A 25,446-nucleotide genomic window follows, 5' to 3' on the forward strand; every position below is an offset into this window, starting at 1 on the left:
ACCGGCCGGCCGCCGGGACGCGCCGGTCATCCGTGTGCTCGGCCGTCGGCGGGCTCGGGGGCGCCGACGGAGATCCGGGCGCCGGGGCTGAACTTCTCCAGCAGTTCGGCGAGTTCGGCCGCGGCCCGTTCGACGTCGGCGGCCGGCATCGGGGCCAGGCCCTCCAGCAGGAAGACACCGGAGGCCGTCGCCTCGGTGAGCCGGGTGCGCGGGCCCTGGCGCCAGTTCCAGCGGCGGCACGTCACGCCCGTGTCGTCGCGCCACACCACTTCGCCCGGGGCGGGGTGCTCGACGGTCTCCTCGCCGCCGGCGACGGTCACGAAGTCCTCGTCGCCCGTGGCGCGCACGAGCCGCATGGCGCCCTCGACGCGGTCGGCGTCCTCGCCGCCGACGGGGAGCAGACGGGCGACGCTGACGGCGTTGTAGACGTCGACGAGGAGATTGATCCGGGGCAGCCCGGACTCCGACAGGGCTCGCTTCGCCAGCGCCTCCGCCGAGTTGCGGGTGCGGGACGGCTTGGCGCCGAACGCCGTGTACACCTCGCGCCAGGCCGCCATGTGCGGGTCCTCGTGCGGGGCGCGCCCGGCCAGGCGGGCGGCGAGCCTGCGGGTGGCGTCGTCGAGCAGCGCCGAACTCGCCTCGGTGCTGGGCCCGCCCCTGAGGCCGTGCGCCTCGATCACGACATGGGTGAAGCCGGGTGCGAGGGCACGCACCTCGTCGGACACGGTGAGGGTGCGGGGCATGTGTCTCACCTCAGAGTGCGGTGGGGAGCGTCTTCCAGAGGCCGGGCCGGTCCTGGGCGGCCCGCAGGGCACGCAGCACGGCCGGGTGAGGTGCAGCATACAGGACCGGATAGTCCACCTCATTGGACTCCGGGTCGGGCGTCCAGGCCAGCCGCTCGCCGTCCAGGGAGAACCGCGCGTCGACACCGGGCTTGTTGCCCCGCGGATCCTGCCGGTGCCACGCCCCGTTGAACCGGACGGCGACCAGTCCGTGCACCACGTCGAGCTTCTGGTAGCACAACGCCGTGGGGATGTCCTCGGCCCGCAGCAGCGCGGCCAGCGCGTGGGCCTTCGCGTAGCAGATGCCGGTCCGCAGCGCGAGCACGTCGGAGGCGCGCCAGGTGACCCGCGGGTCCCCGGAGTCCTGCGAGTGCGGAACGGCGTCCCGGACGAACTCGAAGGCGGCTCGCGCATAGGCATACGAGTCCGCGACCTTCGCCGCCAGCCGGGCGGCCGTCTCGCGCACCACCGGGTGACCATGGTCGATGGCCTCGTCCGCGGCCAGATAGGCGGACAGGTCAGGGGTGTTCTGGATCAGCTCCATGCCCGTAGAGCATAGGAATGCGATCACCCAACAGTCAATGACTTTTCAGGTGACCGCATATCTATGCACTATGCGATGTGGCCTCTGTGCCAGGGGCCTGGCGCCGCGGCCCACTGCCTACCGGTGCGCGTGCGCCATCTCCTCCTTGACCGCCGCCACGAACGCGTCCACGTCCTCCTCGGTGGTGTCGAAGGCGCACATCCAGCGCACCACGCCCGCCGCCTCGTCCCAGAAGTAGAACCGGAACCGCTTCTGCAACCGCTCGCCCACGTCGTGCGGGAGCCGGGCGAAGACACCGTTGGCCTGCACCGGGTAACAGATCTCCACGCCGTGCACCGCGCGCACGCCCTCGGCGAGCCGCTGGGCCATCTCGTTGGCGTGCCGCGCGTTGCGCAGCCACAGGTCCTTGGCCAGCAGTGCCTCCAACTGCACCGAGACGAACCGCATCTTGGAGGCCAACTGCATGGACATCTTGCGGATGTGCTTCATACGGCGCACGGCGTCCTGGTTGACGACGACGACCGCCTCGCCGAACAACGCGCCGTTCTTCGTCCCGCCCAGGGAGAGGATGTCGACGCCGACGGCGTTGGTGAAGGACCGCATGGGCATGTCCAGGGAGGCCGCCGCGTTGCCCAGCCGGGAGCCGTCCACGTGCACCGTCATGCCGTGCGCATGGGCGTGCTCGCAGATCGCGCGGATCTCGCCGGGCGTGTAGACGGTGCCCAGTTCCGTGCTCTGGCTGATCGAGACCACCTGCGGCGTCGCCCGGTGCTCGTCCTCCCAGCCGTACGCCTGCCGGTCGATCAGCTCCGGCGTGAGCTTGCCGTCCGGCGTGGGCACGGTGAGCAGCTTGAGCCCCGCCATCCGCTCGGGGGCGCCGCCTTCGTCCGTGTTGATGTGCGCGCTCTCGGCGCAGATCACCGAGCCCCAGCGGTCGGTGACCGCCTGGAGGGCGACCACGTTCGCGCCGGTGCCGTTGAAGACCGGGAACGCCTGGGCCGTGGCCCCGAAGTGACTGCGGACGATCCGCTGGAGGTGCTCGGTGTAGGCGTCCTCGCCGTAGGCGACCTGGTGGCCGCCGTTGGCCAGGGCCAGGGCGGCGAGCACCTCGGGGTGGGCTCCGGCGTAGTTGTCGCTGGCGAAACCCCGGACCTGCGGGTCGTGATGGCGGCGGGCGTCGGTCCTGGGCGGGTTCATGGCTTCTCGGTCAGCCACAGATGGTGTCCGTTCACTTCTGCGGCGGGCTTGCTCCAGACCTCGGCGATGGCCTCGGCGAGGTCCCCGACGTCCGTGAAGCCCGCGAACTTCGCGTTGGGGCGGTCGGCGCGCATCGCGTCGTGCACCAGTGCCTTCACCACCAGGATCGCAGCCGCCGAGGTCGGCCCCTCGGGGCCCCCGGCCTTGCGGAAGTAGTCGGCCAGGGCCAGCGTCCATGCCTCGGCGGCGGCCTTGGCGGCGGCGTAGGCCGCGTTGCCCGCGGTGGGCCTGCTCGCACCGGCGGCGCTGATCAGCACGTACCGGCCGCGCTCGCTGCGCTGCAACGCCTCGTGGAAGGCGAGGGTGGTGTGCTGCACCGTGCGGATGAGCAGCAGTTCGAGGAAGTCCCAGTCGTCGAGGCTGGTCTTGGTGAAGGTCTCGCTGCCCCGCCAGCCGCCGACCAGGTGCACGAGTCCGTCGATCCGGCCGAAGTCCTTCTCGATGTGGGTGGCCCACTCGCGAGTGGACCGCAGGTCGAGCAGGTCCACCGTGTCCCCGGTGACGGTGGCGCCACCGGAGGCGTAGCGGGCCGCGTCCACGGCCTCGAACAGCCGTTGCGGATCGTTGTCCGCGCCGACCACCGTCGCCCCGGCCTCGGCGAGCCTGCGCAGCGTCGCCCGGCCGGCGGGTCCGCCCGCGCCCGCCACCGCGATGACCGCCCCGCTCAGTGCCCCGTTCCCGTTCCCCATCGTCGCCTCCTGAGCCTGCCGAGCGTCTGTCGTACGGCCGCTCACGCGGCGACCCGCTCGGCGCTGTCCGCCGTGATGCCCCGAGTGGAGGCGATCACCTTCTTGAGTTTCTTGGACAGTGCCTCATAGAACATGCTCAGCGGAAACTCGTCCGGAAGCACATCGTCCACGAGCTTGCGCGGCGGCTGGCTCAGATCGAGGGCGTCCGGGCCCTTGGCCCACCTGGAGCCCGGGTGCGGGGCGAGGTAGGTGGCGACGAGTTCGTAGCCGGCGAACCAGTGGACCAGCTTGGGGCGGTCGATGCCGTCGCGGTAGAGCTTCTCGATCTCGGCGCACAGCTGGTTGGTGACCTGCGGAGCCCGCTCCCAGTCGATGGAGAGCCTGTTGTCGGTCCAGCGGACGACATCGTGCCGGTGCAGATAGGCGAAGAGGAGCTGACCGCCGAGCCCGTCGTAGTTGCGCACGCGCTCGCCGGTGACCGGAAAGCGGAACATGCGGTCGAACAGGACCGCGTACTGCACGTCCCGGGCCTGCGGCACGCCGTCGGCCGCGAGCTTCACGGCCTCCTTGAAGGCGGTGAGGTCGCAGCGCAGTTCTTCGAGGCCGTACATCCAGAACGGCTGCCGCTGCTTGATCATGAACGGGTCGAACGGCAGGTCGCCGTGGCTGTGGGTGCGGTCGTGCACCATGTCCCACAGCACGAAGGCCGCCTCGCAGCGCTTCTGGTCACCCACCAGCGCGGCGACGTCATCGGGCAGCTCAAGGCCCAGCACGTCGACGGCCGCGGCGGTCACCCGGCGGAAGCGGGCGGCCTCGCGGTCGCAGAAGATGCCACCCCAGGAGAATCGTTCCGGCGCTTCCCGCACGGCGATGGTCTCGGGGAAGAGCACGGCCGAGTTGGTGTCGTAGCCCGCCGTGAAGTCCTCGAAGGTGATGCCGCAGAACAGCGGGTTGTCGTAGCGGGTGCGCTCCAGTTCGGCCAGCCAGTCGGGCCAGACCATGCGCAGCACGACCGCCTCCAGATTGCGGTCCGGGTTGCCGTTCTGCGTGTACATCGGGAAGACGACCAGGTGCTGGAGGCCGTCCGCGCGCTGCGCCGCGGGCTGGAAGGCGAGCAGCGAGTCGAGGAAGTCGGGGACCCGGAAGCCGTCGTCGGCCCAGCGGCGCAGGTCCTGGGCGAGCGCCCGGTGATAGGCCGCGTCGTGCGGCAGCAGCGGGGCCAGCCGCCCGACGGCGTCGATCATCCGGTCGACGACCTGCTCGGCCTCGGTCCGGTCCGGCGCGTCCTGCGCGTCGAAGTCGATCGACCCGTCCTTGGACTGCCATGGCCGGATCTCTTCCACGGCATCCTTGAGCACGGGCCACGCCGGGTGCTCGATCACCCTGGCCACCGGAGGAACCTTCCCCTCCGCACCCACTTGCACAAGAATTTCCGTCATCTTCCATCCTCCACGGGAGAACCTCGCGTAAGGACACCGTATGCATCCAGCCTTTCCCCTAGCAAGGGGGCCCTCGGGAAATTATCCTGCCGCACCGCACAGTCACCGCTGTTTTTCCTGTCGTCAACCAAGACGACGCTCACTTCGCCTTCACAGCGGGCGGATGCCGGGTCGACGGAGCGTGTCGGGCAGGGTGCGGATCCGGCCGGTCAACCCCGTGGGGGACTCGCCCACGCCGGGGTGACCGCCAACCGGCGGTACGGGCGCGGAACCGCCCCGCCCGTCACCCCAATCCCCCGTGTACGCGCGGGTTCAACGGCCCATGCGGCGGTTAGGCTGCGATTCCGCCGCGTGGACGATGGGGTCCGTCCGGTCCGCGCGTGTGCCGAGCCGCCGTCGACGGAAAGCGAGTCGAACCTTGAACCTCCTTACCATCGGTCACCGCGGAGTCATGGGCGTCGAGCCCGAGAACACCCTCCGTTCCTTCGTCGCCGCCCAGCAGGCCGGCCTCGATGTCATCGAACTCGATCTGCACCTGAGCAAGGACGGTGCCCTCGTCGTCATGCACGACGCGGAGGTGGACCGCACGACCGACGGCACCGGCCCGATCGCCGAGAAGACCCTCGCCGAACTGCGCGCGCTCGACGCGGGCCGCGGCGAGCGGGTTCCGGTCTTCGAGGAGGTGCTGGACGCCGTGAAGGCGCCGTTGCAGGCCGAGATCAAGGATGTGGCGGCGGCCCGCGCGCTGGCCGAGGTGATGACGCGCCGGGACCTGGTCTCCCGGGTCGAGGTGTCCTCGTTCCACGACGAGGCGATCACCGAGATCGCGCGGCTGGTGCCGGGCGTGCGCACCGCGCTCGTCGCCGGCCGCTACGGCACGGACGTCGTGGAACGCGCCGTCACGGCCGGTGCCGCGACCCTCTGCCTCGACATCCGGCGGCTCACGCTGGAGGTCGTCGAGCACGCCCGCAGGGCGGACCTGAGGATCATCGGCTGGGTGGTGAACACGCAGGAGCACCTGCGGCTGGTGCGGGCCCTGGAGCTGGACGGCGCGACGACCGACTACCCGCAGATCAAGCGGACCGGCCGGTTCACGGCGTGACGGTCAGCCGAGTTCCTTGACCAGCAGCTCGAACTGGAGGTCGTCGCGCTGCGGGATGCCGAAGCGCTCGTCGCCGTACGGGAACGGCGTCATCCGTCCCGTACGGCGGTAGCCGCGCCGCTCGTACCAGGCGATGAGGTCCGCCCGCACGGAGATCACTGTCATGTGCATCTCGGTGACGGCCCAGGTCTCGCGGGCCCGCCGCTCCGCCTCCGCGATGAGCAGCTTGCCGACACCCGCGCCCTGGAGCACGGGGCTGACCGCGAACATGCCGAAGTAGGCGTGGTCACCGCGGTGCTCCAGCTGGCAGCAGGCGACCACCTGCTCCTGCCGCCACACCGTCAGCAGCTTGCTGTCGGGCGACTTGATCACCTCCAGCACGCCCTCCGGATCGGTCCGCTGCCCTTGAAGGATGTCGGCCTCGGTGGTCCAGCCGACCCGGCTGCTGTCCCCGCGGTACGCCGATTCGACCAGCGCGACCAGCGTGTCCACATCGGCGTCGGTGGCGTCGCGGAAGACGAGTCCGGCGGTGGCGGTGTCCATGGGCAGGTGTCTCCGATCTGAGGCGCGGCTCGGCACGGACGAGGGTAACCCTGCCATTAGGGTGCTGGCGCATGGTGCATGTACTCAGCAGCCGGACGCTTCTGCGGCCCACCGACCCCGAACGCTCCAGGGTCTTCTACGGCGAACAGCTCGGTCTCCCCGTCTACCGCGAGTTCGGCACCGGGCCCGAGCGCGGGACGGTCTACTTCCTCGGCGGCGGCTTCCTGGAGGTCTCCGGCCGGTCCCGGACCTCGCCGTCCGCGGCCCCGCAACTGTGGCTCCAGGTCGAGGACGCGGAGGCGGCACACGCGGAGCTGCGCGCGAAGGGCGTCGAGATCGCGCGTCCGCCGGTGCGGGAGCCGTGGGGGCTGATCGAGATGTGGATCACCGACCCGGACGGCATCGGAATCGCCCTGGTCGAGGTACCGGCCGACCATCCGCTGCGGTACCGGCCGGGGATCTAGTGCCTCGGCAGGCAACGTTTGCCCCGGCCGCCCGGGTCCACCGGCCGGAAGCATGCGGCCACGGCATGCGGCCACGGCATGCGGCCACGGCGTGCGGTCCCGGTCGAGGAACGCCGGGCGCACGGTGGGCGTACGGCGCCGAACCGCTCGGCGAGCACGGCCCGCTGCCAGGCGCCGCCGGCGGCTCGCCCCGACCCCCGGACGGCCCCGGCGGCCGTCCCGGAAAAGACGCACCTCACCGACTGTGCTCCACCGAGTGCTCCCCGTGTACATCCTTGCGCTCGCGTGCGCGCCTCATGTCCCGGGCATCGCAACCAGTGAGGCCCCATGGAGCGCGGAACGGGCAACGGGGAACTGGTGACGGGGAAACCGGGAGGCGCGCGTGCACGGACCGGCTTCACCCGGCTGGCTGCTGGTCGCGCTGTGCGCGGTCACCGGCGCCTACTGCCTGGTGCGGATGCGCAGCGTCGTGGCGGAACAGCGGCGCTCTGCGGGCGGCGAGGCGCTCATGGGCTTCGGCATGGCGGCCATGGCCGTGCCCGCCACGGTGTACACCCCTCCGTCCTGGGCGTGGCCGCTGTACGCGGCCGTGTTCGGCGCGGCCGGGCTGCACGCCCTGTGGGTGGCGCGGGGCAGACCGCACCATCTGCACCATGTGGTGGGCACCGCGGCGATGGTCTACATGGCGGCCGCGATGGCCCTCTCCCCGGGCGCGCCGCACCACGCGCACGGCGGCGCCGGGATCCCCCTGGTGACCGGGGCGCTGCTCCTCTACTTCACCGGGTACGTGCTGCTGGCGGGCGTCCGGCTGGCCCCGGTCGCCGCAGCGGCGGGCGGCGGGCCCGGCTGGAGCGACCGGCCGGAGCTGGCGCTGGCCTGCCGGCTGTCCATGGGCATCGGGATGGTCGCGATGCTGCTCGCGCTGTGACGGGGCGGCCCGGGACCTCCATGAGGTCCGGATCGTCGATGGTCGCGATGCTGCTCGCGCTGTGACCCGGGGCCCGGGTGCCGCGCGGGTCACGGACGTTGTCTGCGTCACTTTGCCGCGACCGACCGTACCCCTGGAGGGTGCCCGCTCATAGGGTGCTGACCATGATGGTCCCCGCGGCACTGTTGCTGCTCGGCGCCCTGACCGCCGTCGTCGCCCCGAGGCTGCTCGCGCGGGCGGACTGGCCGGACCGGGAACCGGTGGTCGCCCTGTGGATGTGGCAGTGCGTGGTCGCGGGGGTGCTGCTCTGCTGCGCGCTGTCGATGACACTCAGCGCGGCGGCCGCCTGGCAGGCGGTGCACGGGCACGTCTTCGCCTCGGCGCCGCGTGCGGTCGTCGACGCGTACCCGTTCGGCACGGCCGGTCCCTGGCCGGCCACGACCGCCGTGGCCCTGGCCGGGGCGGGCCTGTGGAGCGCGGCGATGCTGGTCCGCGAGGTGGCACGGGCCCGGACACGGCGGCGCAGGCGACGGGCCGAACTCCTGGTGCGCGCCCCGCTGCTGCCCGGTGAGGAGCCGGCGGCCGGCCGGCTCGTGGTCCTGGAGGGCGAGCGGCCCGACGCCTGGTGGCTGCCCGGCCCGACCTCCCAGCTCGTCGTCACCACGGCCGCGTTGCGCCGTCTGAAGGGGCAGCAGTTGGACGCCCTGCTGGCCCACGAACAGGGGCACGCGCAGGCCCGGCACCACTGGCTGCTGCACTGCTCGGCCGCGCTGGCCGACGGGTTCCCGCAGGTGCCGGTGTTCGGCGCGTTCCGTGACGAGATGCACCGGCTGGTCGAACTGGCCGCCGACGACGTGGCCTCCCGTCGCTTCGGCCGGCTCACCACCGCGCTGGCCCTCGTCGAACTCAACGAGGACCGCGGCGTGTTCGGCCCCGGACCCGCTCCGCTGGCCCATGTCCCGCAGCGCGTGCACCGGTTGCTGGCGCCACCGGACCGGCTGACCGCGATGCGCCGTCTGCGGCTGACGGCCGCGGCGGCGCTGGTGCCCGCGATTCCGGTACTGGTCGCGCTGCTGCCGGGGCTGCGGGCGCTCAGCTGACCCCGTGCCGCCCGCCCGCTGCGCGCATCCGCGATGATCGGCCTCATGCGCCGCGCATCCACCGACTCCTCGTACCGCCCACCGGGACACCGCGGCACCGCCCGCCTCGCCCTGGCCCTCGCGGTCTGTTCCGCCCTGCTCCTCGCCCTGGTCGCCGCCGAGTGGCACCCCCTTCTCCGGCTGGACGGCGCCGTGGCCCGCACCACGCACCGCTGGGCGGTCGCCGAGCACGGTCCCACCCACGCCGCGCGGATCCTCACGGACTGGATCTTCGACCCGCTGACGATGCGACTGGTGTGCGCGGCGGCGGCCGGGTGGCTGGTGTGGCGCCGCCGGGCCTGGTGGACGGCGCTGTGGCTGGGCGTGGCCTGTGCGCTCGGCACGGCGGTGCAGCAGTCCCTGAAGGCCGCCGTCGGCCGTCCGCGCCCCCTCGGCCGGACCCCGTCGACTCCGCGCACTACGCGGCCTTCCCGTCCGGGCACGCCATGACCGCCACCGTGGTCTGCGGCCTCCTGCTGTGGCTGCTCCGCCACCTGGGTGCGGGCCGCGCCCGGTGGCGGGCCGCCGTCGCGGTGGCCGTGGTCTGTGTGCTCGGCGCCGGACTGACCCGGGTGTGGCTCGGCGTCCACTGGCCCTCGGACGTGCTGGGCGGCTGGCTGCTCGGGGCGCTCGTCGTGGCGCTCGCGGTGCTCGGGTACGGCAGGGGCCTGGAGCGGGGCGGCGGGCCGCGCGCCGCGCACCGGTAGAGTGCGCCGCATGGCTGCCGTGCTGTTCGACTTCTCCGGGACCCTGTTCCGCGTCGAGTCCACCGAGTCCTGGCTGCGGGCCGTCCTCGCCGAGGCGGCCCTGACGCTGCCCGAGCCGGAGCTGACCGGGACGGCGCGTGCGTTGGAGGCGGCGGGCGCGCTGCCGGGCGGCGCGTCCCCGCGGCGGGTGCCCGCGGACCTGGCCGGGGTGTGGGCCGTGCGGGACGAGAGCGCGGAGCTGCACCGGACGGCGTACACGGGCCTGTCCCGCCGCGTACCGCTGCCCGACCCGGACCTGTACGACGCGCTGTACGAGCGGCACATGTCCCCGGACGCCTGGTCCCCGTACCCGGACGCCGCCGAGGTGCTGCGCGGCCTGCGCGAGCGCGGTGTCCCGGTCGGCGTGGTCAGCAACATCGGCTGGGATCTGCGCCCGGTGTTCCGCGCGCACGGCCTCGACGCGTACGTGGACGCGTACGTCCTGTCGTACGAGCACGGCGTGCAGAAGCCGGACCCTCGGTTGTTCTCCGTGGCCTGCGACGCGCTCGGGGCCGCGCCGCAGGAGGTGCTGATGGTGGGCGACAGCCGGTCCGCGGACGGCGGTGCGGCGGCGCTGGGCTGCCGGGTGCACTTCGTGGACCACCTGCCGGCGGCCCAGCGGCCGGACGGGCTGCGGCCGGTGCTCGACCTGGTGGGTCCGCCCGGCCGGCCGGTTCAGCCGCGGTAGTCCTCGACCTGGGACGCGGGGCGCACCCGGGCGTCGTCGGGGTTCTCGCCGAACTCGGACTTGGCCCGGCGCTGCCGCAGCAGATCCCAGCACCGGTCGAGTTCGCGCTCCAGTTCACCGAGCCGCTGCCGCTCACTGGCGCCGTCGGAGTCGCCCGACGCGAGCGCCTCGCGCAGCTTGTGCTCGTCCTCCACCATCTCCGTGATCCTGGCCAGGATCCGCTGGTCCTGTTCCATCTCCGCCCGCCTCCTCGGCTCGCTTCCCGTGCTCACTGTAGGGACGGGTGGGCCGCTGTGCGACAGGGGTACGGATGGGGCGTGCCGGCCGCCCGCCGAGGCGATCCCCCGTGTCGCCCCGGACGGACGGCAGCCCTCAACAGGCCCGCTCAACGGCCGGGCCCGATGCCTTGAGTATAGTTGGCTGGCAGCCAGTCAACACAGGAGTTTTCAGCATGTCCCCGCGCAGCGCCTCGGTCAACGAAGAGTTGCGGCGGCGTTCCCGGGAACGGCTTCTGCAGGCCGCGGTCGAGCTGGTCGACGAGCACGGTTTTGAAGCCACCACCCTGGGCGCCATCGCGGACCGGGCGGGCTCGGCCCGCGGACTGGTCTCGTACTACTTCCCCGGCAAGCGCCAGCTCGTGCAGTCGGCCGTGCACCGGCTGATGCACCGCACGCTGGAGGAGGCGCTGGAGTCCGAGCCGCACACCGAGGACGGCCCGGAGCGACTGGCGCGGGCCATCGACGCGATCCTGGGCCTGGCACGCGACCGGCCCAAGCTGATGCGCCAGCACATGGCGGGCCTGTTGCAGGCCGAGGGCTTCGTGCAGTGTCCCGAGCAGCGGCGCCTGTCCGAGCTGCTGAGCGACACCGTCGACCGGTGCGGCTCCCAGGACGTCGGCGCCGACTACCCGATGCTGCGCGCGTTGCTCATGGGCGCGGTGTTCGCGGCGCTGGTGCCCGGGGTGCCGATGCAGGTCCCGGTGCTGCGGGCCGAGTTGTTCGAACGCTACCGGCTGGACTGGGAGATGGGCGTCCCGCCGGACACCGCGGGGGTGTCCGGCGGGAGGTGCGCATCGGATCTGTCACGGTTCTTCGCCACCGACGCGGAACCGGTGGACCGGTCCGACGGCTCCGACCGGTCCGGTCCGCCGGATCAGGCTCAGCGGTCGAAGTAGTCCGGCTGGGTCTGGACGTTGAGTTCGCCCAGGCGGATCCGGCTCGCCTGGTCCGTGCGCCGGTCGCTGAGCTTCAGGACGTCGAAGCCCTTGGCGATGTCGTTCGAGTAGATGTAGCCGTTGTAGTAGTACGCCGACCACGAGCCGCCGACCGTGAGGGTGTCGGTGGTCAGCGGGCCGCGCTCGAAGTAGGCGATCTCCTTCGGCTTCGTCGAGTCGGTGAAGTCCCAGACGGAGACACCGCCCTGGTACCAGGCCTGGACCATGATGTCCTTGCCCTTCACCGGGATCAGTGAGCCGTTGTGGGCGACGCAGTTCTCGGTGTCCGCCTGGTGGCGCGGGATCTTGTAGTAGCTGCGGAAGACCAGCTTGCGGTCATCGCCCTTGCCGACGATGTCGTAGATGCCGTCCGCGCCGCGGTTCGGGCCGATCGCGGCGTTGCAGGTGGCCGCGCCGCCACCGCCCAGCTCGTCGGTGAACACCACCTTGTCGGCGGTCTGGTTGAAGGTCGCCGAGTGCCAGAACGAGAAGTTCACGTTGTCCTGGACCCGGTCGATGACCTTCGGGTGCTCCGGGTCCTTCACCGAGAACAGGATGCCGTCGCCCATGCAGGCGCCGGCCGCCAGGTCCAGGGAGGGCAGCACCGTGATGTCGTGGCAGCCGGTCGTCTTGGACACGCCCGGGTTGGTGGGCGCACCCGGGTTGCCGCCGCCGTCGGGGCCGTCACCGGGGAAGAGGACCGGGAAGCCGACGACCGCCGCCTTCTCGGGGTGGCTGCGCGGCACCTTGATGACGGAGATGCCGTCGTGCGGCGGCTGGCAGTCGGGGTAGGTGGCGCTCGGCGAGTACGAGGAGACGTAGATGTAGACGTTCTTGCGCTCGGGCACCAGCGAGTGGGTGTGCGAGCCGCAGGCGGTCTCGACGGCGGCGACGTACTTCGGGTTCTTCTTGTCGCTGATGTCGAAGACCTTCATGCCCTCCCACGAGGACTTCTCGGTCGCGGGCTGGGTGGTGCTGTTGCAACTGCTGTCGCTGCGCGAGGAGTCGGTGGACAGGAAGAGCAGGTCGCCGGAGACCGAGACGTCGTTCTGCGAGCCCGGGCACAGCACCTGGGCGACCGTCTTCGGCGCCTTCGGGTTGCTGATGTCGAAGACGCGGAAGCCGTCGTAGTTGCCGGCGAAGGCGTACTTGCCCTGGAAGGCGAGGTCCGAGTTCGTCCCGGGGAGCGCGTCCTTGGGGACGTTGACCAGATGGTCGATGTTGGCGGAGTGGACGACCTCGTCCTGGGCGGGTATCTCTCCGGTGGAGATGGCGTCCCGCACCTCGGCCCGGACGCTCGCGGACACGTCGTCCCGCGTGGCCGCGCCGTCCCCCGGGTCGGGGGTCGCGACGGCCGGCTGGGCCGTCAGCAGGGCCGCGAGCAGTCCCGCGGCCGCCGCGGCAATGCCCAGACGTCTGCGCCGCGTTCGGGGATCATTCAACAGGATCACTGTTTCCTCCCTAGTTCCGTTCACGTCGGAACGGGTCACGCACCCTCGAAGTATCGTCTTCATCATGCACATATCAATAGTGGGCAACGAAGTCGTAATGAAGGTTTTTGATCAGTCACGCGCGGAAGCGTGCTAACACGTTCATCGGCACCCTCCAGGTGCCGACCGGCCATCACCCGCCCCACCTGCCACCGGAGGTCGTCGTGCCCCACCGCCGAGCGTTCCGCGCGTCCCTCGTCACGGCCTCGCTGGCCGCGGTCGCCATGCTCGGACTGGCCGGCTGCGACTCCGGGCCGGACCCGGAGCCGCCCGCGGCCGGCGGCCCTTCGGTGATCGTGCCCGGCGAGCCGGGCGGGGAGAACCACACCCTGTCCGCCGCGGACGCCGCCGAGCAGCGCGCCGAGGACGACTCGCCCAACTCGGCGGACGTCGACTACGCGCGGATGATGATCCAACACCATTCCCAGGCCCTGGAGATGACCGAACTCGTCCCGGACCGCGCCCGGTCCGCCCAGGTCAAAGGGCTCGCCGAGCGGATCGCCGCGGCCCAGGGCCCGGAGATCACCGCCATGCGGGACTGGCTCGTGTCGTACGGCAAGGACGCGCGGCCCGCGCAGCACGACCACGCCGGGATGCCCGGAATGGCGACCGAGGCCCAGCTGAAGGAGTTGCGCGCGGCCCGGGGCAAGGCGTTCGACGCCCTGTTCCTGACGCTGATGATCACCCATCACGAGGGCGCGATCACCATGGCCACCGACGTGAAGGCGCAGGGCAACAACATCCGGATCGAGGAGATGGCGGACGACGTGGTCGCCCAGCAGACGAGTGAGATCGCACGGATGCAGGACATGCGGTGACGCCCCGCCGCGGCAGGGCGGGGCGGTGACACGGCATCAGCAACCGGCGCCCGCCACGGCGGGCCCGCCCCGCGGGCGAGCGGGACCGCGCCCCGCCCACGCCCGCAGGGGGCACCAGGCGTGACGGGCCGCGGGGCCCACCGCGGCGGCAGGACGCCTGCGGCCGGTCAGCGCCGTGCGTGACGCGGGGTCAGGAGGCCCGCTTCCCGGGCCTGTCCGATCAGCACGAGCGACTGGCGGCGGCCGTAGCCGGTCGCGGACATCACCGCGAGGACCGGGTCCCGGCCCTCCTCCTGGGCGGTCCGGTACACGCACGCGGCCCGCCGGCACCCCTCGGTGCCGCGCGGCCAGGCCGGGCGGGCCCGCCGCGCCCCGGCCGAGATCCCATCGCCCACCCGGGAATCCGCGCCGAGGCCGCACGCCGCCAACAGCGGCTCCTCGATCCAGTCGGCGAGCACCGTCAGGTCGTCCGGGGACAGCGCGGGCCGGGCCCGGACGTCCTCGAAGAAGACGCACGCCTCGCAGACCACGGCGAGCACGTCGATCCGGGCGCCGTCGGCGAACGCCAGCCGGACGGTGAACCACGACGCGGCGCCCTCGTCCTCCCGCACTTCCCAGGCCGGCCCCACGGACACCGTGCCGTCCGCCGCGCAACGACCGGAAAGATTAAGAAAGGATGCTTCTAGCACACACGCAACGTAACCGCATGATCACATGCCGTTGGCAACAGACACGCGTGCCTGTCACCCCGTCGCACCCTGTCAGCCGACCCCCGGCAGTGCGATGCTGGAGCCACCAGCGCCCCCTGCGCCCCCAGGGTTAGGAGTCCGCCGTGCTGCGTGTCGCCGTCGTCGGTTCCGGGCCGAGCGGGTGCTACACCGCCCAGAACCTGGTCCAGCAGGACGCCCATGTGCTCGTGGACGTCCTGGACCGCCTGCCCTGCCCGTACGGCCTGGTGCGCTACGGGGTGGCCCCCGACCACGAGAAGATCAAGTCCCTGCAGGGGAACCTGCGGACGGTCCTGGAGGACGACCGGGTGCGGTTCCTGGGCGGCATCCGGGTCGGCGGGCCGGGTGGGCCGGGCGTGGCGCGGCTGCGCGAGCTGTACCACGCGGTGGTCTACTGCGTGGGAGCCGCCACCGACCGGCACCTCGGCATTCCGGGCGAGGACCTGCCCGGCAGTTGGTCGGCGACCGAGTTCGTGTCCTGGTACAGCGCCCATCCCGACGCCGTCGACGCCGGTTTCGTGCGGGACGCCCGGTCGGCCGTGGTCATCGGCGTGGGCAATGTCGCGGTGGACGTCACGCGGATGCTCTCCCGCGGCAGGGCGGAACTGAGCCCGACCGACATGCCGCAGGACGCGTTGACCACGCTGGCCGCGAGCCGGGTGTCCGAGGTCGTCATGGTGGGCCGGCGCGGCCCCTCGCAAGCCCGCTTCACCACGAAGGAACTGCGCGAGCTGGGCGCCCTGCCCGGCACCGGCATCGGCGTGGACCCCGCCGAACTGGCCATGGATCCGGCGTACCGCGATCCGTCCGGGCTGGCCGGGCCGCAGCGCCGCAACCTGGAGGTGCTGCGCGGCTGGGCGGCACTGCGCCCCGGGGACACGGCGCGCAGGATCGGGCTGCGCTTCTTCCTGCGGCCGGTGGAACTGCTGGCCGGCGACGGGCGGGTGGCCGCGGTGCGTTTCGAGCGGACCGCGCCGGACGGCCACGGCGGGGTGACCGGCACCGGCCGGTTCGAGACCGTCGAGGCGCAACTGGTGCTGCGGTCGGTCGGCTATCGCGGAGTACCGCTGGCGGGGCTGCCGTTCGACGCGCGGAGCGCGACGGTGCCGAACGAGCGGGGCCGCGTGCTCCGGTCGGGCGTCCCGTCGGAGGGCGAGTACGTGGCCGGCTGGATCAAGCGCGGCCCGACCGGGGTCATCGGCACCAACCGCCCGTGCGCCAAGGAGACGGTCGAGTCCCTGCTCGCGGACGCCCCGGTGCTGCTGCGCCGGGAGGTGCCGCGGGATCCCGCGGCGGTGCTGCGGGCTGAGGGGGTCGAGCCGGTGGAGTGGCCGGGCTGGCGGGCGATCGAGCGGGCCGAGGCGGAGCTGGGCGCGCGGCTCGGGCGGCACGTGGTGAAGCTCGCCGACTGGGACTCGCTGCTCGCGGCGGCGCGCACGGCGGCACCGTAGCGGCGCCGGCCGCCGCCGCGCGAGCAGGACACCCGGCGGCAACGGCCCGGACGATCGACAGCCGGGTCGGCCGCCGGCGGCCGACCCGGCGTACCCGGTCACCGCCGACCCGCCGGCCCGCGGTGGGGCGACGCCCGTCCGGTGTGCGGTCCGGCCGCGATCGCGCCGAACCCGCCACCGCCTTCCCGGGGCGGGCGGTTCAGCCGACGGCGAGTCGCGCGGCCTGCCGGGCGGCTGCGGCGAGAAGGCAGTCGAGCAGCCCGGGGAAGAGATCGTCCAGGTCGTCCCTGCGCAGGCCGTTCATCTTGGCCGTGCCCCGGTAGACCTGCCGGATCACCCCGTTCTCGCGCAGCACCCGGAAGTGGTGCGTGGAGGTCGACTTGGTGACCGGCACGTCGAAGTGGGAGCAGGGCAGCTCGCCTCCGTCGGCGGCGAGCTGCTGCACGATCCGCAGCCGCAGCGGGTCGGCGAGCGCGTGCAGCACGCCGGCGATGCGAATCTCGTCACGCCCGGGATGCGGGAGGTCCCGGCTGGTCACGGAGGCAGTTGTCACGGCGGCTCACCTTCGTCCTGGAGCCACCATTGTAGGAAACTCATCGTAGTTTGACACCTCCCATACTACGATGCCTATCGTACGAATCGACCGCTGGTCCCGTGCCGTCGATTGGAGCCCGCCGTGAGCGCCCTCTTCGAACCCCTCACCCTGCGTGAAGCGACCTTCCCCAACCGGATCTGGATGGCACCCATGTGCCAGTACTCGGCGGAACCGGACGGCGCCGCGGCGGGCACGCCGAACGACTGGCACTTCGCCCACTACGCGGCACGGGCGACCGGCGGCACCGGCCTGATCATCACCGAGGCCACCGCGATCTCGCCCGAGGGCCGGATCTCCCCGTACGACCTGGGGATCTGGAACGACACCCAGGTGGCGGCGTTCCGCCGGATCACGCGCTTCCTCGCCGGGCAGGGCACCGTGGCCGGGATCCAGCTCGCGCACGGCGGCCGGAAGGCGTCGACGGAGCGGCCGTGGAAGGGCGGCGCGCCCGTCGGACCCGAGGCCCACGGCTGGCAGCCGCTGGCGCCGAGCCCGGTCCCCTTCGCCGCCGGCCATCCCGTGCCGGACGAACTGTCGGCCGATCAGATCGGTGAGATCGTGGACCAGTTCGTGGCGGCGGCCCGCCGCGCGCTGGCCGCCGGATTCGAGGTCGCCGAGATCCACGGCGCCCATGGTTACCTGATCAACGAGTTCCTCTCCCCGCACTCGAACCACCGCACCGACGCCTACGGCGGCTCGTACGAGAACCGGACCCGTTTCGCCCTCGAAGTCGTCGACGCCGTGCGCGCGGTGTGGCCGGACGGGAAGCCGCTGTTCTTCCGCATCTCCGCGACCGACTGGCTGGAGGACGGCGGCTGGACCGCCGACGACACGGTCCGCTTCGCGGCCGAGCTCCAGACCCATGGCGTGGACCTCGTCGACGTGTCCACCGGCGGCAACGCCGCCCGCGTCAGCATCCCCACCGGCCCCGGCTACCAGGTCCCCTTCGCCGCGCGGGTCCGTCGCGAGGCGGGCGTGCCGGCCGCCGCGGTCGGCCTGATCACCGAGCCGCAGCAGGCCGAGAAGATCCTCTCGGACGGCGAGGCGGACGCGGTCCTGCTCGGCCGCGAGCTGCTGCGCGATCCGTCGTTCGCCCGGCACGCGGCGCGCGAGCTGGGCGGCGACGTGCACGTGCCCGACCAGTACCACCGGTCCGTCTGACGGAGGCTGGCGGACGGCCCGGCGCGCCGACGACCCGGCGCCCCGGTCCGCGCCCTGGCCGGTCACCGGTCGTCCCGCGCGGCTCTCAGGTCCCGGCAGTCCCCCCGCCGCCCTCGGGCCCCGGCAATCCCGCCGCCCTCGGGCTCCGACGATCCCGCTGCCCTCAGGCCCCGGCCCCCGCTCCGTGCACCGTGCCGGTCAGTTCCCGCTGGTAGTCCGCGTAGGCGGCGCGCAGGGCGGGGCCCGGCCAGTCGGCGGGCAGGAGGGCGTCCGGCAGCACGGGGTCGGTGAGCAGGTGGCGCACCACCGCGGCGAAACCGGTGAAGCGGTCGGCGGGACGGTCCGCACCGGCCCCATGGGCGAGCAGGGCCCGGCCGGTGGCGGCCCAGGTGTCGAGCGGCCACAGCCCGGCGGCGAGGTCGCGCGGGGGCCGGTCGGGACGGGCGGTGTAGCACTGGGCCACCTGGTCCAGGTCTTCCGGCAGCGGGCGGCCCAGGTTGGCGGGCCGCAGCCACACGCCCTCACGGAGTTCGGCCAGCCGCAGGACGGCGAGCCGGGCGCGCAACTCGGCGCGTTCGGCCGGGCCCCGGCCCGTCGCCGTGATCACCACCATCTCCCAGTCGCCGCGCCACGCGCGCGTGCGGGGGCGCAGCGCGTCGTCCTGACGGCGCTGACGGGCCAGCAGCCGGTCGCTGAGCCCGTAGACGGCATCCGTGCGCCGCAGGTCGCCTGCGGTCACCATCCTGCTGAGCGCGGCCCGCAGGGTGGAGCCGCCGACTCCGAAGGGCTCCACCAGCCGTACGAGGTCCTTGACCGGCAGCCGCGGCGGATGGACGCCGAGCAGCAGGCTCAGCACCACCGACCGGGCGGACAGCGGCCTCGGACAGACCTCGTCGGACGGCTCCGACACGTTCATCCGCATGGACACGTACTGTACGGGCGACTTCTTATTGCACTATTGCTACAGTCGCATGAAAAGCGCAACATGGGTCCATGGCCTCGACACCCGCCTCCACCCCGCCGCGGTACGCCACCCACGACGTCACCAACCAGCCCCCTCCCCTGGCCCCGTACGACGCCGCCGAGGATCCGGCCCTGCTGGAGGGGCTGCGCCGGGAGGGCGCGGGCTGGGCCGAGCAGGACGTCCGGCTGCTCGGCCGACGGGCCGGCAGCGCCGAGGCCCAGGAGTGGGGGGAGCTGGCCAACCGGTACGAGCCGCGGCTGCGCACCCACGACCGGTACGGCAACCGGATCGACGAGGTCGAGTTCCACCCCGCCTGGCACCACCTGATGCGGGTCGCGGTCGGCGCGGGCCTGGCGGGCGCCCCATGGGCCGACGAGCGGCCCGGCGCCCATGTCGCCCGCACCGCGGGCGGGCTGGTGTGGGGCCACACCGAGGCCGGGCACGGCTGTCCGACGTCGATGACGTACGCGGCCGTCCCCGCGCTGCGCGCCCAGCCCGACCTCGCCAAGGTCTACGAACCGCTGCTGACCGCCCGGGAGTACGACCCGGTGCTGCGCGTCCCCGCCGAAAAGCCGGCTCTGCTGGCCGGGATGGGCATGACCGAGAAGCAGGGCGGTTCCGACGTCCGGACCAACACCACCGCGGCCACCCCCACCACCGAGCCCGGCGTGTACACGCTGCGCGGCCACAAGTGGTTCACGTCGGCGCCGATGTGCGACGTCTTCCTGGTGCTCGCCCAGGCACCGGGCGGCCTGTCCTGCTTCCTGGTGCCGCGCGTGCTGCCGGACGGCAGCCGCAACACGTTCCGGATCCAGCGGCTGAAGGACAAGCTGGGCAACCGCTCCAACGCCTCCTCCGAGCCGGAGTTCGACGAGACCGTCGCCTGGCTGGTCGGACCGGAGGGACGCGGTGTCAAGACGATCATCGAGATGGTCAACTGCACCCGCCTCGACTGCGTGATGTCGTCGGCCACCCTGATGCGCAAGACCCTCGTCGAGGCGGGGCACCACGTGCGGCACCGCGGCGCGTTCGGCGCGCGGCTGCTCGACCAGCCGCTGATGCGCAACGTCCTCGCCGATCTCGCGCTGGAGTCGGAGGCCGCGACGACCCTCACGCTGCGGCTGGCCGGTGCGGCGGACCGCGCGGTGCGCGGGGACGCCGGGGAGCAGGCGTTCCGCCGGATCGCGACCGCTGTCGGCAAGTACTGGGTCACCAAACGCGGTCCGGCCTTCACGGCGGAGGCCCTGGAGTGCCTGGGCGGCAACGGCTACGTCGAGGAATCGGGCATGCCGCGCCACTACCGGGAGGCTCCCCTGCTGTCCATCTGGGAGGGCTCGGGGAACGTCAACGCGCTCGACGTACTGCGGGCGCTCGGCCGCGAGCCCGGCACGGCGGACGCCCTGTTCGGCGAGCTGGCCCTGGCCCGCGGGGCGGACGCCCGGCTGGACGCGGCCGTGGCCCGGCTCAAGGACCGGCTCGCCGGGACCGACCAGGCGGGCGCCCGCCGGCTGGTCGAGTCGATGGCCCTGGCGCTCCAGGCGTCGCTGCTGGTCCGGCACGCCCCGGCCGCGGTCGCCGACGCGTTCTGCGCGTCCCGGCTGGGTGGGGACTGGGGCCACTCGTTCGGCACGCTGCCCGGCGGAACCGGACTGGACGCGATCCTGGAGCGCGCCCTGCCGGACGGGGGCTGACCGGCGCGGGCACGCAGGCGCCGCGGGCACGCAGGCGCCGCGGGCACGCAGGCAGCACGGGCACGCAGGCAGCACGGGACGCGGGGCAGCACCGAGGAGCGCGGGCGGCGCGCGGCGCGTCCGCCCGCGTCCACCCGGGCGGTTCGGTTCGGGAGGCCGTCGGGGGCCGGGGCGGCGCCGCGCGGAGGCGACGGACGCCGCCGACCGGTCCACCGCTGCCCACACGCGTGGCCGCCCGGCACCGGCCCATGGCCGCCTGGCCGGAACCGTTCTCGCACCACCGCGTCCGATGCGCCGACGGCACCGCGCTGACCTGCGATGCCGTCGGATCGAGGATGACTGTCAGTGGCGGGGTGCAGACTGGCCGGTGTCCGAGGACCAGCTGTACGACGACGCGATGCGACAACATCCCGGAGGTGATCGGCATGACCGAGGTACTGCTCGCCGTGGGCACCCGCAAGGGCCTGTTCATCGGGCGGCGGCGAGGGGACGTCTGGGAGTTCGACGAGAGTCCCTGCTTCAACGCACAGGCGATCTACTCGGTCGCCATCGACACCCGCGGCGGCACCCCTCGCCTGCTGGCCGGCGGCGACAGCGCCCACTGGGGTCCCTCCGTGTTCCACTCCGACGACCTGGGCCGCAGCTGGACCGAACCCGCCCGGCCCGCCGTCAAGTTCCCCAAGGACACCGGGGCTTCGCTGGAGCGGGTGTGGCAGTTGCACCCGGCCGCCGCCGAGCCGGACGTGATCTACGCGGGCACGGAGCCGGCCGCGCTGTACCGCTCCGAGGACCGCGGTGAGAGCTTCGAGCTGGTCCGGCCCCTGTGGGAGCACCCCACCCGCGGGCAGTGGGTGCCGGGCGGCGGCGGAGAGGGGCTGCACACCGTCCTCACCGACCAGCGCGACCCGAAGGCGGTCACCGTCGCCGTCTCCACGGCCGGTGTGTTCCGCACCACGGACGGCGGCGCGAGCTGGCTGCCGTCCAACTCCGGTGTGTCCGCGGTGTTCCTGCCGGACCCCAACCCCGAGTTCGGTCAGTGCGTGCACAAGATCGCCCAGGACGCGGGCAGCCCGGACCGGCTGTACCTGCAAAACCACTGGGGGGTGTACCGCAGCGACGACGCCGGGGCGCGCTGGACGGACATCGGCGAGGGGCTGCCGTCCACCTTCGGCTTCGCGGCGGCGGCCCATCCGCACCGCTCCGGCACGGCGTACGTCTTCCCGATCAACGCCGACGCCGACCGGGTGCCCGCCGGCCGCCGCTGCCGGGTCTTCCGCACGGCGGACGCGGGCCGGAGCTGGGAACCGCTGACGGCCGGCCTGCCGCCGGAGGACCACTACGGAACGGTGCTGCGGGACGCGCTCTGCACCGACGACGGCGACCCGGCGGGCGTGTACTTCGGCAACCGCAACGGCGAGGTGTTCGCGTCGGGCGACGACGGCGACAGCTGGCGGCAGTTGGCCTCCCACCTGCCGGACGTCCTGTGCGTACGGGCCGCGGTCGTCGGCTGAGGCCGGGGCGCCGGGGCCGGAGAACCGCCCCGGTGCGTGCCGGTCCTCAGGCCGCCGTCCTGATCAGGAACTCCTGGTCCGTCGCCCCGTTGCAGGGTTCCATCGTGACGTCGGCCCCGCTCTCGGTGGCGTCGTCGCGCAGACCCACGCAGCGCCGGGTGCCCTCCTGGCGGATGCGGAAGCGGGCGTCGGCCGGTCCGACCGGCTCGATGCGGAAGTGCTGATAGGTGCGAGTCGCGTCGCAGCTCCTCGCCGGCCAGGGTTCCAGCAGGTCCTTGCCCGGCCCCTCACGACGCAGGGTCAGGCAGCCCCGGCCGTTCACCGGGTGCTGCCACTCGATGAAGTACGGCGTCCGCGACGCGGCGGTGTCGACCGGCCTGAGGTAGGTGTGCGGCGGCCTGGCCTCCTCGCAGGGGAGCTGCGCCGCGACGGCGTGCACATACTCGCCGCGGGTGTCCCGGCCCTCGCTGAGACACAGCTGGGGCGTGCGGGCCGGGCGGATCTCCACATAGCCCCGCAGGGAGTCCTCGGCCACCGCCGCCACCTCGGGGGATGCCCTCGGTGCGGGCGGAGGGGGCTCGGCCTGCGAGTTCGTCCGGACGACGACGGCGACCAGGCCCGTCGCCACCGCCGCGGCCAGCATCCACAACCGGGGCCGACGACGCGGCCCGCCGAACCGCAGGGCGGTCAGGGCCGGTACCCGCAGACCGGCCGGCCGCCGCGCCTCTGCGGCGTTCGAGGGGTACGGACCGGGCGCGGGCCCGGACGCTGCCGCACCGGTCCCTTCCTCGGCCCGTCGGGCAGCCGCCAGCCAGAAGCGGACGTCGGTTTCCGGTGCACCGCAGGCGCGGACGAACGCCGCCAGCGTCCCGGGGGCAGGCGGGTGCTTCCCGCGGAGCATGTCGCTGACCGTGCTGCGGGCCAGGAACTCGCCCTGGCAACGGGCCCGTTCCTCCAGCTCGCGCAGGCTCAGGCCGGACCACTGCTTCAGTTCGCGCAACAGACCGACGAGCGCCGCCACGTCCCGCACGGCACACAGCTCGGACTCCCCCACCCTGTCTGCGCCCACGATCACATGCTCACGGATCCGGTTCTCTCCGACAAACGCGGATCAGGACAACGAGTGGAGGTAACCGGACATCCCCGTCACAGCCTCCCCGTCGTCGCGAGGACGGCGGACCGCTCGGCCGCCGCCGCGTCAGCGGGAGCGTTCCGCCAGCGTCAGCATCAGGTGCGCGGACTCGGGCCGGAGGAAGTCGGAGTGGGCGCCCGAGGGATGCAGCCGGGTGCGCCGGCTGCCCCGGTAGAGCCAGTCGGCGTCCACGTTGACCATCCGGTGGTCCAGGGCGCTCTGCTGGTAGGTCTGGTGGGTCGGCAACAACTTGGTGGTGAACTGCGGCACCGGCGCCGCGCCGGCACCCGAATGACCGATGCCGGGCGCCCTCTCGGCACGAAGGTGCCAGAAACCCGTGGCCCGGTCCCAGCGCGAGTGGGTCAGGACGAGCGGGCCGCGCAGCGGGGCGCCCGGCTGTCCGTCGCCCGGGAACAGCGTGCCGAAGTGGCGCACGAAGGCGTCGCGGGGGGCGGCCATCTGGAAGATCAGGGCACTGTCGACGGTAAACGGGCGGCGGGGGTCGTGCGGGGTGCTCCAACCGAGCACGGGGGGCCGCTCGGCGGCCCGCTGCACCGCCTCGCACAGGAACCGCCCGCCGAAGGAGTGCCCGACGAGGTGCAGGTACTGTCCGCCACGGCCCGCCAGGACGGCCGGGCCGGACGGGTCCGCCCGCCCGGTGTCCAGATAGCCGAGCAGATGCCCGAGGACGTACGGGGCGTGCCCCGTGCCCTCGGCGCTCATGGCATGAGCACGGTCGCGGATCTTCCGGTAGCCCTTGAGGGTGGGCAGGCTGGAGGACGGCCAGCGGACCACGACACCCCAGGGCCGGTAGCCGCCGCCCTTCAGCCCCGGGTACCGGTCGGGCTCCGCCTCGTACAGCTCAAGGGCCTGCCGCAGCAGCCGTGCCGCGGTCCGGGTCGCCGCGTGCGGCGAAGTCTGCCAGCCGTGGACGTACACGTGGATGTCGGTGGCCCAGCGCGGAATCGGCAGCCGTCCGGCCAGGTGTTCGGCGACCCGGCCGACAGGAACGGGCGCCGTGCCGCCCTGCACGGTCAGCCGGCCCTTGTCGTCCAGGTCGATCTCGGCGGGGGCGACGAGCGGCAGTGGTGCGGCGCTCACGAGGCGAGGTCCAGTCGGCTGTTGATGCCGCAGTGCAAGGCGTAGGTCAGGCCGAGGGGATTGTGGTATTTCCGCGCGAAGTGCTGCGCCAGCAACTGGTTGATCTCGCCCGCCGTGTGTTCGCCGGTCAAGTACATCTCCAGGAAGGCGTAGGCGTATTCCGTCGCGAAGACCTGCGGGATCTCGATCTGCGGGGCCAGGACGCCTTCGGCGCCCATGGCCCGTAGCTCCTGGCCCAGGTGTTTCAGCGACCCGGGTGCCGCGCCCCGGCCCGTGTGGCACGCGTTCAGCAGGACGAAGGGCCTGAACCGGGCCTGTGCCGTGCGCGGGATGCGCCGCCGCCGCCAGGAGACCGCCGGGCCGTCGATTCGCTCCGCGTCGGAGAGACTGACGGACAGGCCGAAGCCGGATCCGCCGCCGTCGACGAGATGGCCGTGGCACCAGAAGTACATGATGTCTTCGTTGAGCACGTGTTGGGAGAGGGCTTCCAGCAGCTCGTCGCTCCGGGTACGCACGACCAGCCGGGAACGCTGGTCCAGCAGCCGGTGCACCTCCGCCGCCCGGCCCACGTGATCCAGCGCCGTGTCCTTGTTGAGGCTGGTGGCGGCGTGTTCGCGCAGGCCGAGCGGAGCATGGTCCCAGCCGTCGTCGCCGCCCTGCTCCAGCTGGTGGCGGTGGCCGAGGAACGCCTCCCAGGGATCGGCGCACTCCGCCGGGTCCACGGCCAGCATGGACCAGGGCAGGTGGACACAGGAGTCGAAACTGACCCGCAGGGACCCGCGCTCGGTCAACGCCGACGTCAGGAAGTCGCGGACCAGGCGCAGTTCATCGCTGTTGCCCTCCAGCATGGTCTGCATGAGCGCATGTCCCTGGTCGGCGAGTTTCCTGGCCAGGGACTCGGTCAGGGCGGCGTATTCGCTCAGGTCCGCGGTCCGGGCGAGGGGGAAACCGCCGACCTGGCCGCCGTAGTCGCCGTGCGGGCTCTGGTGGCGGACCACCAGTTCGCACCAGAGCGCGCGCAACCGGACACCCAGGCCCCACAGTTCGTGAGCCGGGGTTTCCAGCCTGGCGCTGTGCCACTCCCGGTCGTGCGGGGCGCGCGGTCTGGGGGCACTCACCTCGATCCGCAGCGTGTCCGTGGCGTCTTCGCGCACCATCACGCGCAGTTCCTGCGGTGCCCGCCGGGCCTCACCCCGCCGCGGTGGTACTCCCGTGAAGCCGTGGGACGGGTCCCGCACTATCTCCACGGCCAGATCCTGGGCCATTCCCG

At 72.8% G+C, this 25,446-nt stretch carries 24 protein-coding genes and 2 pseudogenes; 12 read left to right on the plus strand and 14 right to left on the minus strand.

All coding sequences use genetic code 11. The annotated features are described in order from the left end of the window. Positions 1–26 precede the first annotated feature (26 nt). The 5 genes from ACFC09_RS13330 to ACFC09_RS13350 all read right to left on the minus strand — a co-directional run bounded on the left by ACFC09_RS13330 (position 27) and on the right by ACFC09_RS13350 (position 4,711). Positions 27–743, minus strand: a complete 717-nt coding sequence (locus ACFC09_RS13330; protein ID WP_376526858.1) for a B3/4 domain-containing protein — start codon at positions 741–743, stop codon at positions 27–29. A 10-nt stretch (positions 744–753) separates the two neighbouring features. After that, complete coding sequence (locus tag ACFC09_RS13335) at positions 754–1,326, minus strand: transglutaminase domain-containing protein (RefSeq protein WP_376526862.1); 573 nt, start codon at positions 1,324–1,326, stop codon at positions 754–756. Between the two features lie 117 nt (positions 1,327–1,443). Next, complete coding sequence (locus ACFC09_RS13340) at positions 1,444–2,523, minus strand: threonine aldolase family protein (RefSeq protein WP_376526865.1); 1,080 nt, start codon at positions 2,521–2,523, stop codon at positions 1,444–1,446. Then, positions 2,520–3,272, minus strand: a complete 753-nt coding sequence (locus tag ACFC09_RS13345; RefSeq protein ID WP_376526868.1) for an SDR family NAD(P)-dependent oxidoreductase — start codon at positions 3,270–3,272, stop codon at positions 2,520–2,522. The genes ACFC09_RS13340 and ACFC09_RS13345 overlap by 4 nt, the downstream gene beginning before the upstream one ends. A 41-nt stretch (positions 3,273–3,313) precedes the next feature. Further along, positions 3,314–4,711, minus strand: coding sequence for a DUF6421 family protein (locus tag ACFC09_RS13350; protein ID WP_376526871.1), 1,398 nt, complete (start codon positions 4,709–4,711; stop codon positions 3,314–3,316). A 418-nt stretch (positions 4,712–5,129) separates the two neighbouring features. On the opposite strand from ACFC09_RS13350, the gene ACFC09_RS13355 reads away from it, so the two are divergent. Then, on the plus strand, positions 5,130–5,813 hold the full coding sequence (locus ACFC09_RS13355) for a glycerophosphodiester phosphodiesterase (protein ID WP_376526874.1): 684 nt from the start codon (positions 5,130–5,132) through the stop codon (positions 5,811–5,813). A gap of 3 nt (positions 5,814–5,816) precedes the next feature. Here the strand turns inward: ACFC09_RS13355 and ACFC09_RS13360 are convergent, their stop codons facing one another. After that, positions 5,817–6,356 (minus strand): GNAT family N-acetyltransferase, encoded by a 540-nt coding sequence (locus tag ACFC09_RS13360; RefSeq protein ID WP_376526876.1) that lies wholly within the window; start codon positions 6,354–6,356, stop codon positions 5,817–5,819. Between the two features lie 71 nt (positions 6,357–6,427). Here ACFC09_RS13360 and ACFC09_RS13365 point away from each other — a divergent pair, with 71 nt between their 5' ends. From ACFC09_RS13365 to ACFC09_RS13385, 5 genes and pseudogenes are all read left to right on the plus strand, one after another. Next, positions 6,428–6,820 (plus strand): VOC family protein, encoded by a 393-nt coding sequence (locus tag ACFC09_RS13365; RefSeq protein WP_376526879.1) that lies wholly within the window; start codon positions 6,428–6,430, stop codon positions 6,818–6,820. 382 nt (positions 6,821–7,202) lie between these two features. After that, positions 7,203–7,748 (plus strand): DUF5134 domain-containing protein, encoded by a 546-nt coding sequence (locus ACFC09_RS13370; RefSeq protein ID WP_376526881.1) that lies wholly within the window; start codon positions 7,203–7,205, stop codon positions 7,746–7,748. 164 nt (positions 7,749–7,912) lie between these two features. Continuing rightward, complete coding sequence (locus ACFC09_RS13375; protein WP_376526883.1) at positions 7,913–8,848, plus strand: M56 family metallopeptidase; 936 nt, start codon at positions 7,913–7,915, stop codon at positions 8,846–8,848. A 45-nt stretch (positions 8,849–8,893) separates the two neighbouring features. Continuing rightward, positions 8,894–9,594, plus strand: a pseudogene (locus tag ACFC09_RS13380) (phosphatase PAP2 family protein). A gap of 10 nt (positions 9,595–9,604) precedes the next feature. Further along, complete coding sequence (locus ACFC09_RS13385; protein WP_376526885.1) at positions 9,605–10,321, plus strand: HAD family hydrolase; 717 nt, start codon at positions 9,605–9,607, stop codon at positions 10,319–10,321. Here ACFC09_RS13385 and ACFC09_RS13390 read toward each other — a convergent pair. Further along, entirely contained in the window at positions 10,309–10,557 is a 249-nt protein-coding gene (locus ACFC09_RS13390; protein ID WP_376526887.1) for a DUF2630 family protein, read from the minus strand. The two genes, ACFC09_RS13385 and ACFC09_RS13390, sit on opposite strands and share 13 nt — an antisense overlap. A gap of 215 nt (positions 10,558–10,772) precedes the next feature. On the opposite strand from ACFC09_RS13390, the gene ACFC09_RS13395 reads away from it, so the two are divergent. Beyond that, a complete protein-coding gene (locus tag ACFC09_RS13395; RefSeq protein ID WP_376526889.1) occupies positions 10,773–11,495 on the plus strand; it encodes a TetR/AcrR family transcriptional regulator in 723 nt (240 codons plus the stop codon). Here ACFC09_RS13395 and ACFC09_RS13400 read toward each other — a convergent pair. After that, positions 11,480–12,985: an LVIVD repeat-containing protein gene (locus ACFC09_RS13400; RefSeq protein ID WP_376526891.1), complete on the minus strand. Its 1,506-nt coding sequence runs from the start codon at positions 12,983–12,985 to the stop codon at positions 11,480–11,482. The genes ACFC09_RS13395 and ACFC09_RS13400 overlap by 16 nt on opposite strands. Positions 12,986–13,248: 263 nt before the next feature. Between ACFC09_RS13400 and ACFC09_RS13405 the strand changes: the two genes are divergently transcribed. Further along, positions 13,249–13,842, plus strand: a complete 594-nt coding sequence (locus tag ACFC09_RS13405) for a DUF305 domain-containing protein (RefSeq protein WP_376527144.1) — start codon at positions 13,249–13,251, stop codon at positions 13,840–13,842. A gap of 167 nt (positions 13,843–14,009) precedes the next feature. Here ACFC09_RS13405 and ACFC09_RS13410 read toward each other — a convergent pair whose 3' ends face one another. Continuing rightward, positions 14,010–14,477, minus strand: a complete 468-nt coding sequence (locus ACFC09_RS13410) for a DUF6214 family protein (protein ID WP_376526893.1) — start codon at positions 14,475–14,477, stop codon at positions 14,010–14,012. 197 nt (positions 14,478–14,674) lie between these two features. On the opposite strand from ACFC09_RS13410, the gene ACFC09_RS13415 reads away from it, so the two are divergent. Next, positions 14,675–16,021 (plus strand): FAD-dependent oxidoreductase, encoded by a 1,347-nt coding sequence (locus ACFC09_RS13415; protein WP_376526895.1) that lies wholly within the window; start codon positions 14,675–14,677, stop codon positions 16,019–16,021. A gap of 199 nt (positions 16,022–16,220) precedes the next feature. Here the strand turns inward: ACFC09_RS13415 and ACFC09_RS13420 are convergent, their stop codons facing one another. Then, on the minus strand, positions 16,221–16,574 hold the full coding sequence (locus tag ACFC09_RS13420) for an ArsR/SmtB family transcription factor (RefSeq protein WP_376526897.1): 354 nt from the start codon (positions 16,572–16,574) through the stop codon (positions 16,221–16,223). A 123-nt stretch (positions 16,575–16,697) separates the two neighbouring features. Between ACFC09_RS13420 and ACFC09_RS13425 the strand changes: the two genes are divergently transcribed. Next, complete coding sequence (locus tag ACFC09_RS13425; RefSeq protein ID WP_376526899.1) at positions 16,698–17,777, plus strand: NADH:flavin oxidoreductase/NADH oxidase; 1,080 nt, start codon at positions 16,698–16,700, stop codon at positions 17,775–17,777. A gap of 163 nt (positions 17,778–17,940) precedes the next feature. On the opposite strand, the gene ACFC09_RS13430 is transcribed toward ACFC09_RS13425, so the two are convergent. Beyond that, positions 17,941–18,699, minus strand: a complete 759-nt coding sequence (locus ACFC09_RS13430) for a PaaX family transcriptional regulator C-terminal domain-containing protein (RefSeq protein WP_376526901.1) — start codon at positions 18,697–18,699, stop codon at positions 17,941–17,943. A gap of 71 nt (positions 18,700–18,770) precedes the next feature. Between ACFC09_RS13430 and ACFC09_RS13435 the strand changes: the two genes are divergently transcribed. Continuing rightward, on the plus strand, positions 18,771–20,432 hold the full coding sequence (locus tag ACFC09_RS13435) for an acyl-CoA dehydrogenase family protein (RefSeq protein ID WP_376526903.1): 1,662 nt from the start codon (positions 18,771–18,773) through the stop codon (positions 20,430–20,432). A 345-nt stretch (positions 20,433–20,777) separates the two neighbouring features. After that, positions 20,778–21,943 (plus strand): annotated as a pseudogene (locus ACFC09_RS13440) (WD40/YVTN/BNR-like repeat-containing protein). 46 nt (positions 21,944–21,989) lie between these two features. On the opposite strand, the gene ACFC09_RS13445 reads toward ACFC09_RS13440, so the two are convergent. From ACFC09_RS13445 to ACFC09_RS13455, 3 genes are all read right to left on the minus strand, one after another. Further along, positions 21,990–23,012, minus strand: a complete 1,023-nt coding sequence (locus ACFC09_RS13445) for a helix-turn-helix domain-containing protein (protein ID WP_376526905.1) — start codon at positions 23,010–23,012, stop codon at positions 21,990–21,992. Between the two features lie 129 nt (positions 23,013–23,141). Beyond that, entirely contained in the window at positions 23,142–24,176 is a 1,035-nt protein-coding gene (locus tag ACFC09_RS13450) for a hypothetical protein (RefSeq protein ID WP_376526907.1), read from the minus strand. Next, positions 24,173–25,441 carry a CHAT domain-containing protein gene (locus ACFC09_RS13455; protein ID WP_376526910.1) on the minus strand — a complete coding sequence of 423 codons (1,269 nt, stop codon included), beginning with the start codon at positions 25,439–25,441 and terminating at the stop codon, positions 24,173–24,175. The genes ACFC09_RS13450 and ACFC09_RS13455 overlap by 4 nt, the downstream gene beginning before the upstream one ends. Positions 25,442–25,446 lie beyond the last annotated feature (5 nt).

Origin of the sequence: Streptomyces sp. NPDC056161 (assembly GCF_042268025.1) — a bacterium.
Taxonomy (GTDB): domain Bacteria; phylum Actinomycetota; class Actinomycetes; order Streptomycetales; family Streptomycetaceae; genus Streptomyces.

What these genes read in the sequence shown, in the direction of transcription:
- ACFC09_RS13330 (WP_376526858.1), bottom strand. Translation starts at nt 743, where the DNA reads ATGCCCCGCACCCTCACCGTGTCCGACGAGGTGCGTGCCCTCGCACCC.
- ACFC09_RS13335 (WP_376526862.1), bottom strand. Translation starts at nt 1,326, where the DNA reads ATGGAGCTGATCCAGAACACCCCTGACCTGTCCGCCTATCTGGCCGCG.
- ACFC09_RS13340 (WP_376526865.1), bottom strand. Translation starts at nt 2,523, where the DNA reads ATGAACCCGCCCAGGACCGACGCCCGCCGCCATCACGACCCGCAGGTC.
- ACFC09_RS13345 (WP_376526868.1), bottom strand. Translation starts at nt 3,272, where the DNA reads ATGGGGAACGGGAACGGGGCACTGAGCGGGGCGGTCATCGCGGTGGCG.
- ACFC09_RS13350 (WP_376526871.1), bottom strand. Translation starts at nt 4,711, where the DNA reads ATGACGGAAATTCTTGTGCAAGTGGGTGCGGAGGGGAAGGTTCCTCCG.
- ACFC09_RS13360 (WP_376526876.1), bottom strand. Translation starts at nt 6,356, where the DNA reads ATGGACACCGCCACCGCCGGACTCGTCTTCCGCGACGCCACCGACGCC.
- ACFC09_RS13365 (WP_376526879.1), top strand. Translation starts at nt 6,428, where the DNA reads ATGGTGCATGTACTCAGCAGCCGGACGCTTCTGCGGCCCACCGACCCC.
- ACFC09_RS13375 (WP_376526883.1), top strand. Translation starts at nt 7,913, where the DNA reads ATGATGGTCCCCGCGGCACTGTTGCTGCTCGGCGCCCTGACCGCCGTC.
- ACFC09_RS13385 (WP_376526885.1), top strand. Translation starts at nt 9,605, where the DNA reads ATGGCTGCCGTGCTGTTCGACTTCTCCGGGACCCTGTTCCGCGTCGAG.
- ACFC09_RS13390 (WP_376526887.1), bottom strand. Translation starts at nt 10,557, where the DNA reads ATGGAACAGGACCAGCGGATCCTGGCCAGGATCACGGAGATGGTGGAG.
- ACFC09_RS13395 (WP_376526889.1), top strand. Translation starts at nt 10,773, where the DNA reads ATGTCCCCGCGCAGCGCCTCGGTCAACGAAGAGTTGCGGCGGCGTTCC.
- ACFC09_RS13405 (WP_376527144.1), top strand. Translation starts at nt 13,249, where the DNA reads ATGCTCGGACTGGCCGGCTGCGACTCCGGGCCGGACCCGGAGCCGCCC.
- ACFC09_RS13430 (WP_376526901.1), bottom strand. Translation starts at nt 18,699, where the DNA reads ATGCGGATGAACGTGTCGGAGCCGTCCGACGAGGTCTGTCCGAGGCCG.
- ACFC09_RS13435 (WP_376526903.1), top strand. Translation starts at nt 18,771, where the DNA reads ATGGCCTCGACACCCGCCTCCACCCCGCCGCGGTACGCCACCCACGAC.
- ACFC09_RS13455 (WP_376526910.1), bottom strand. Translation starts at nt 25,441, where the DNA reads ATGGCCCAGGATCTGGCCGTGGAGATAGTGCGGGACCCGTCCCACGGC.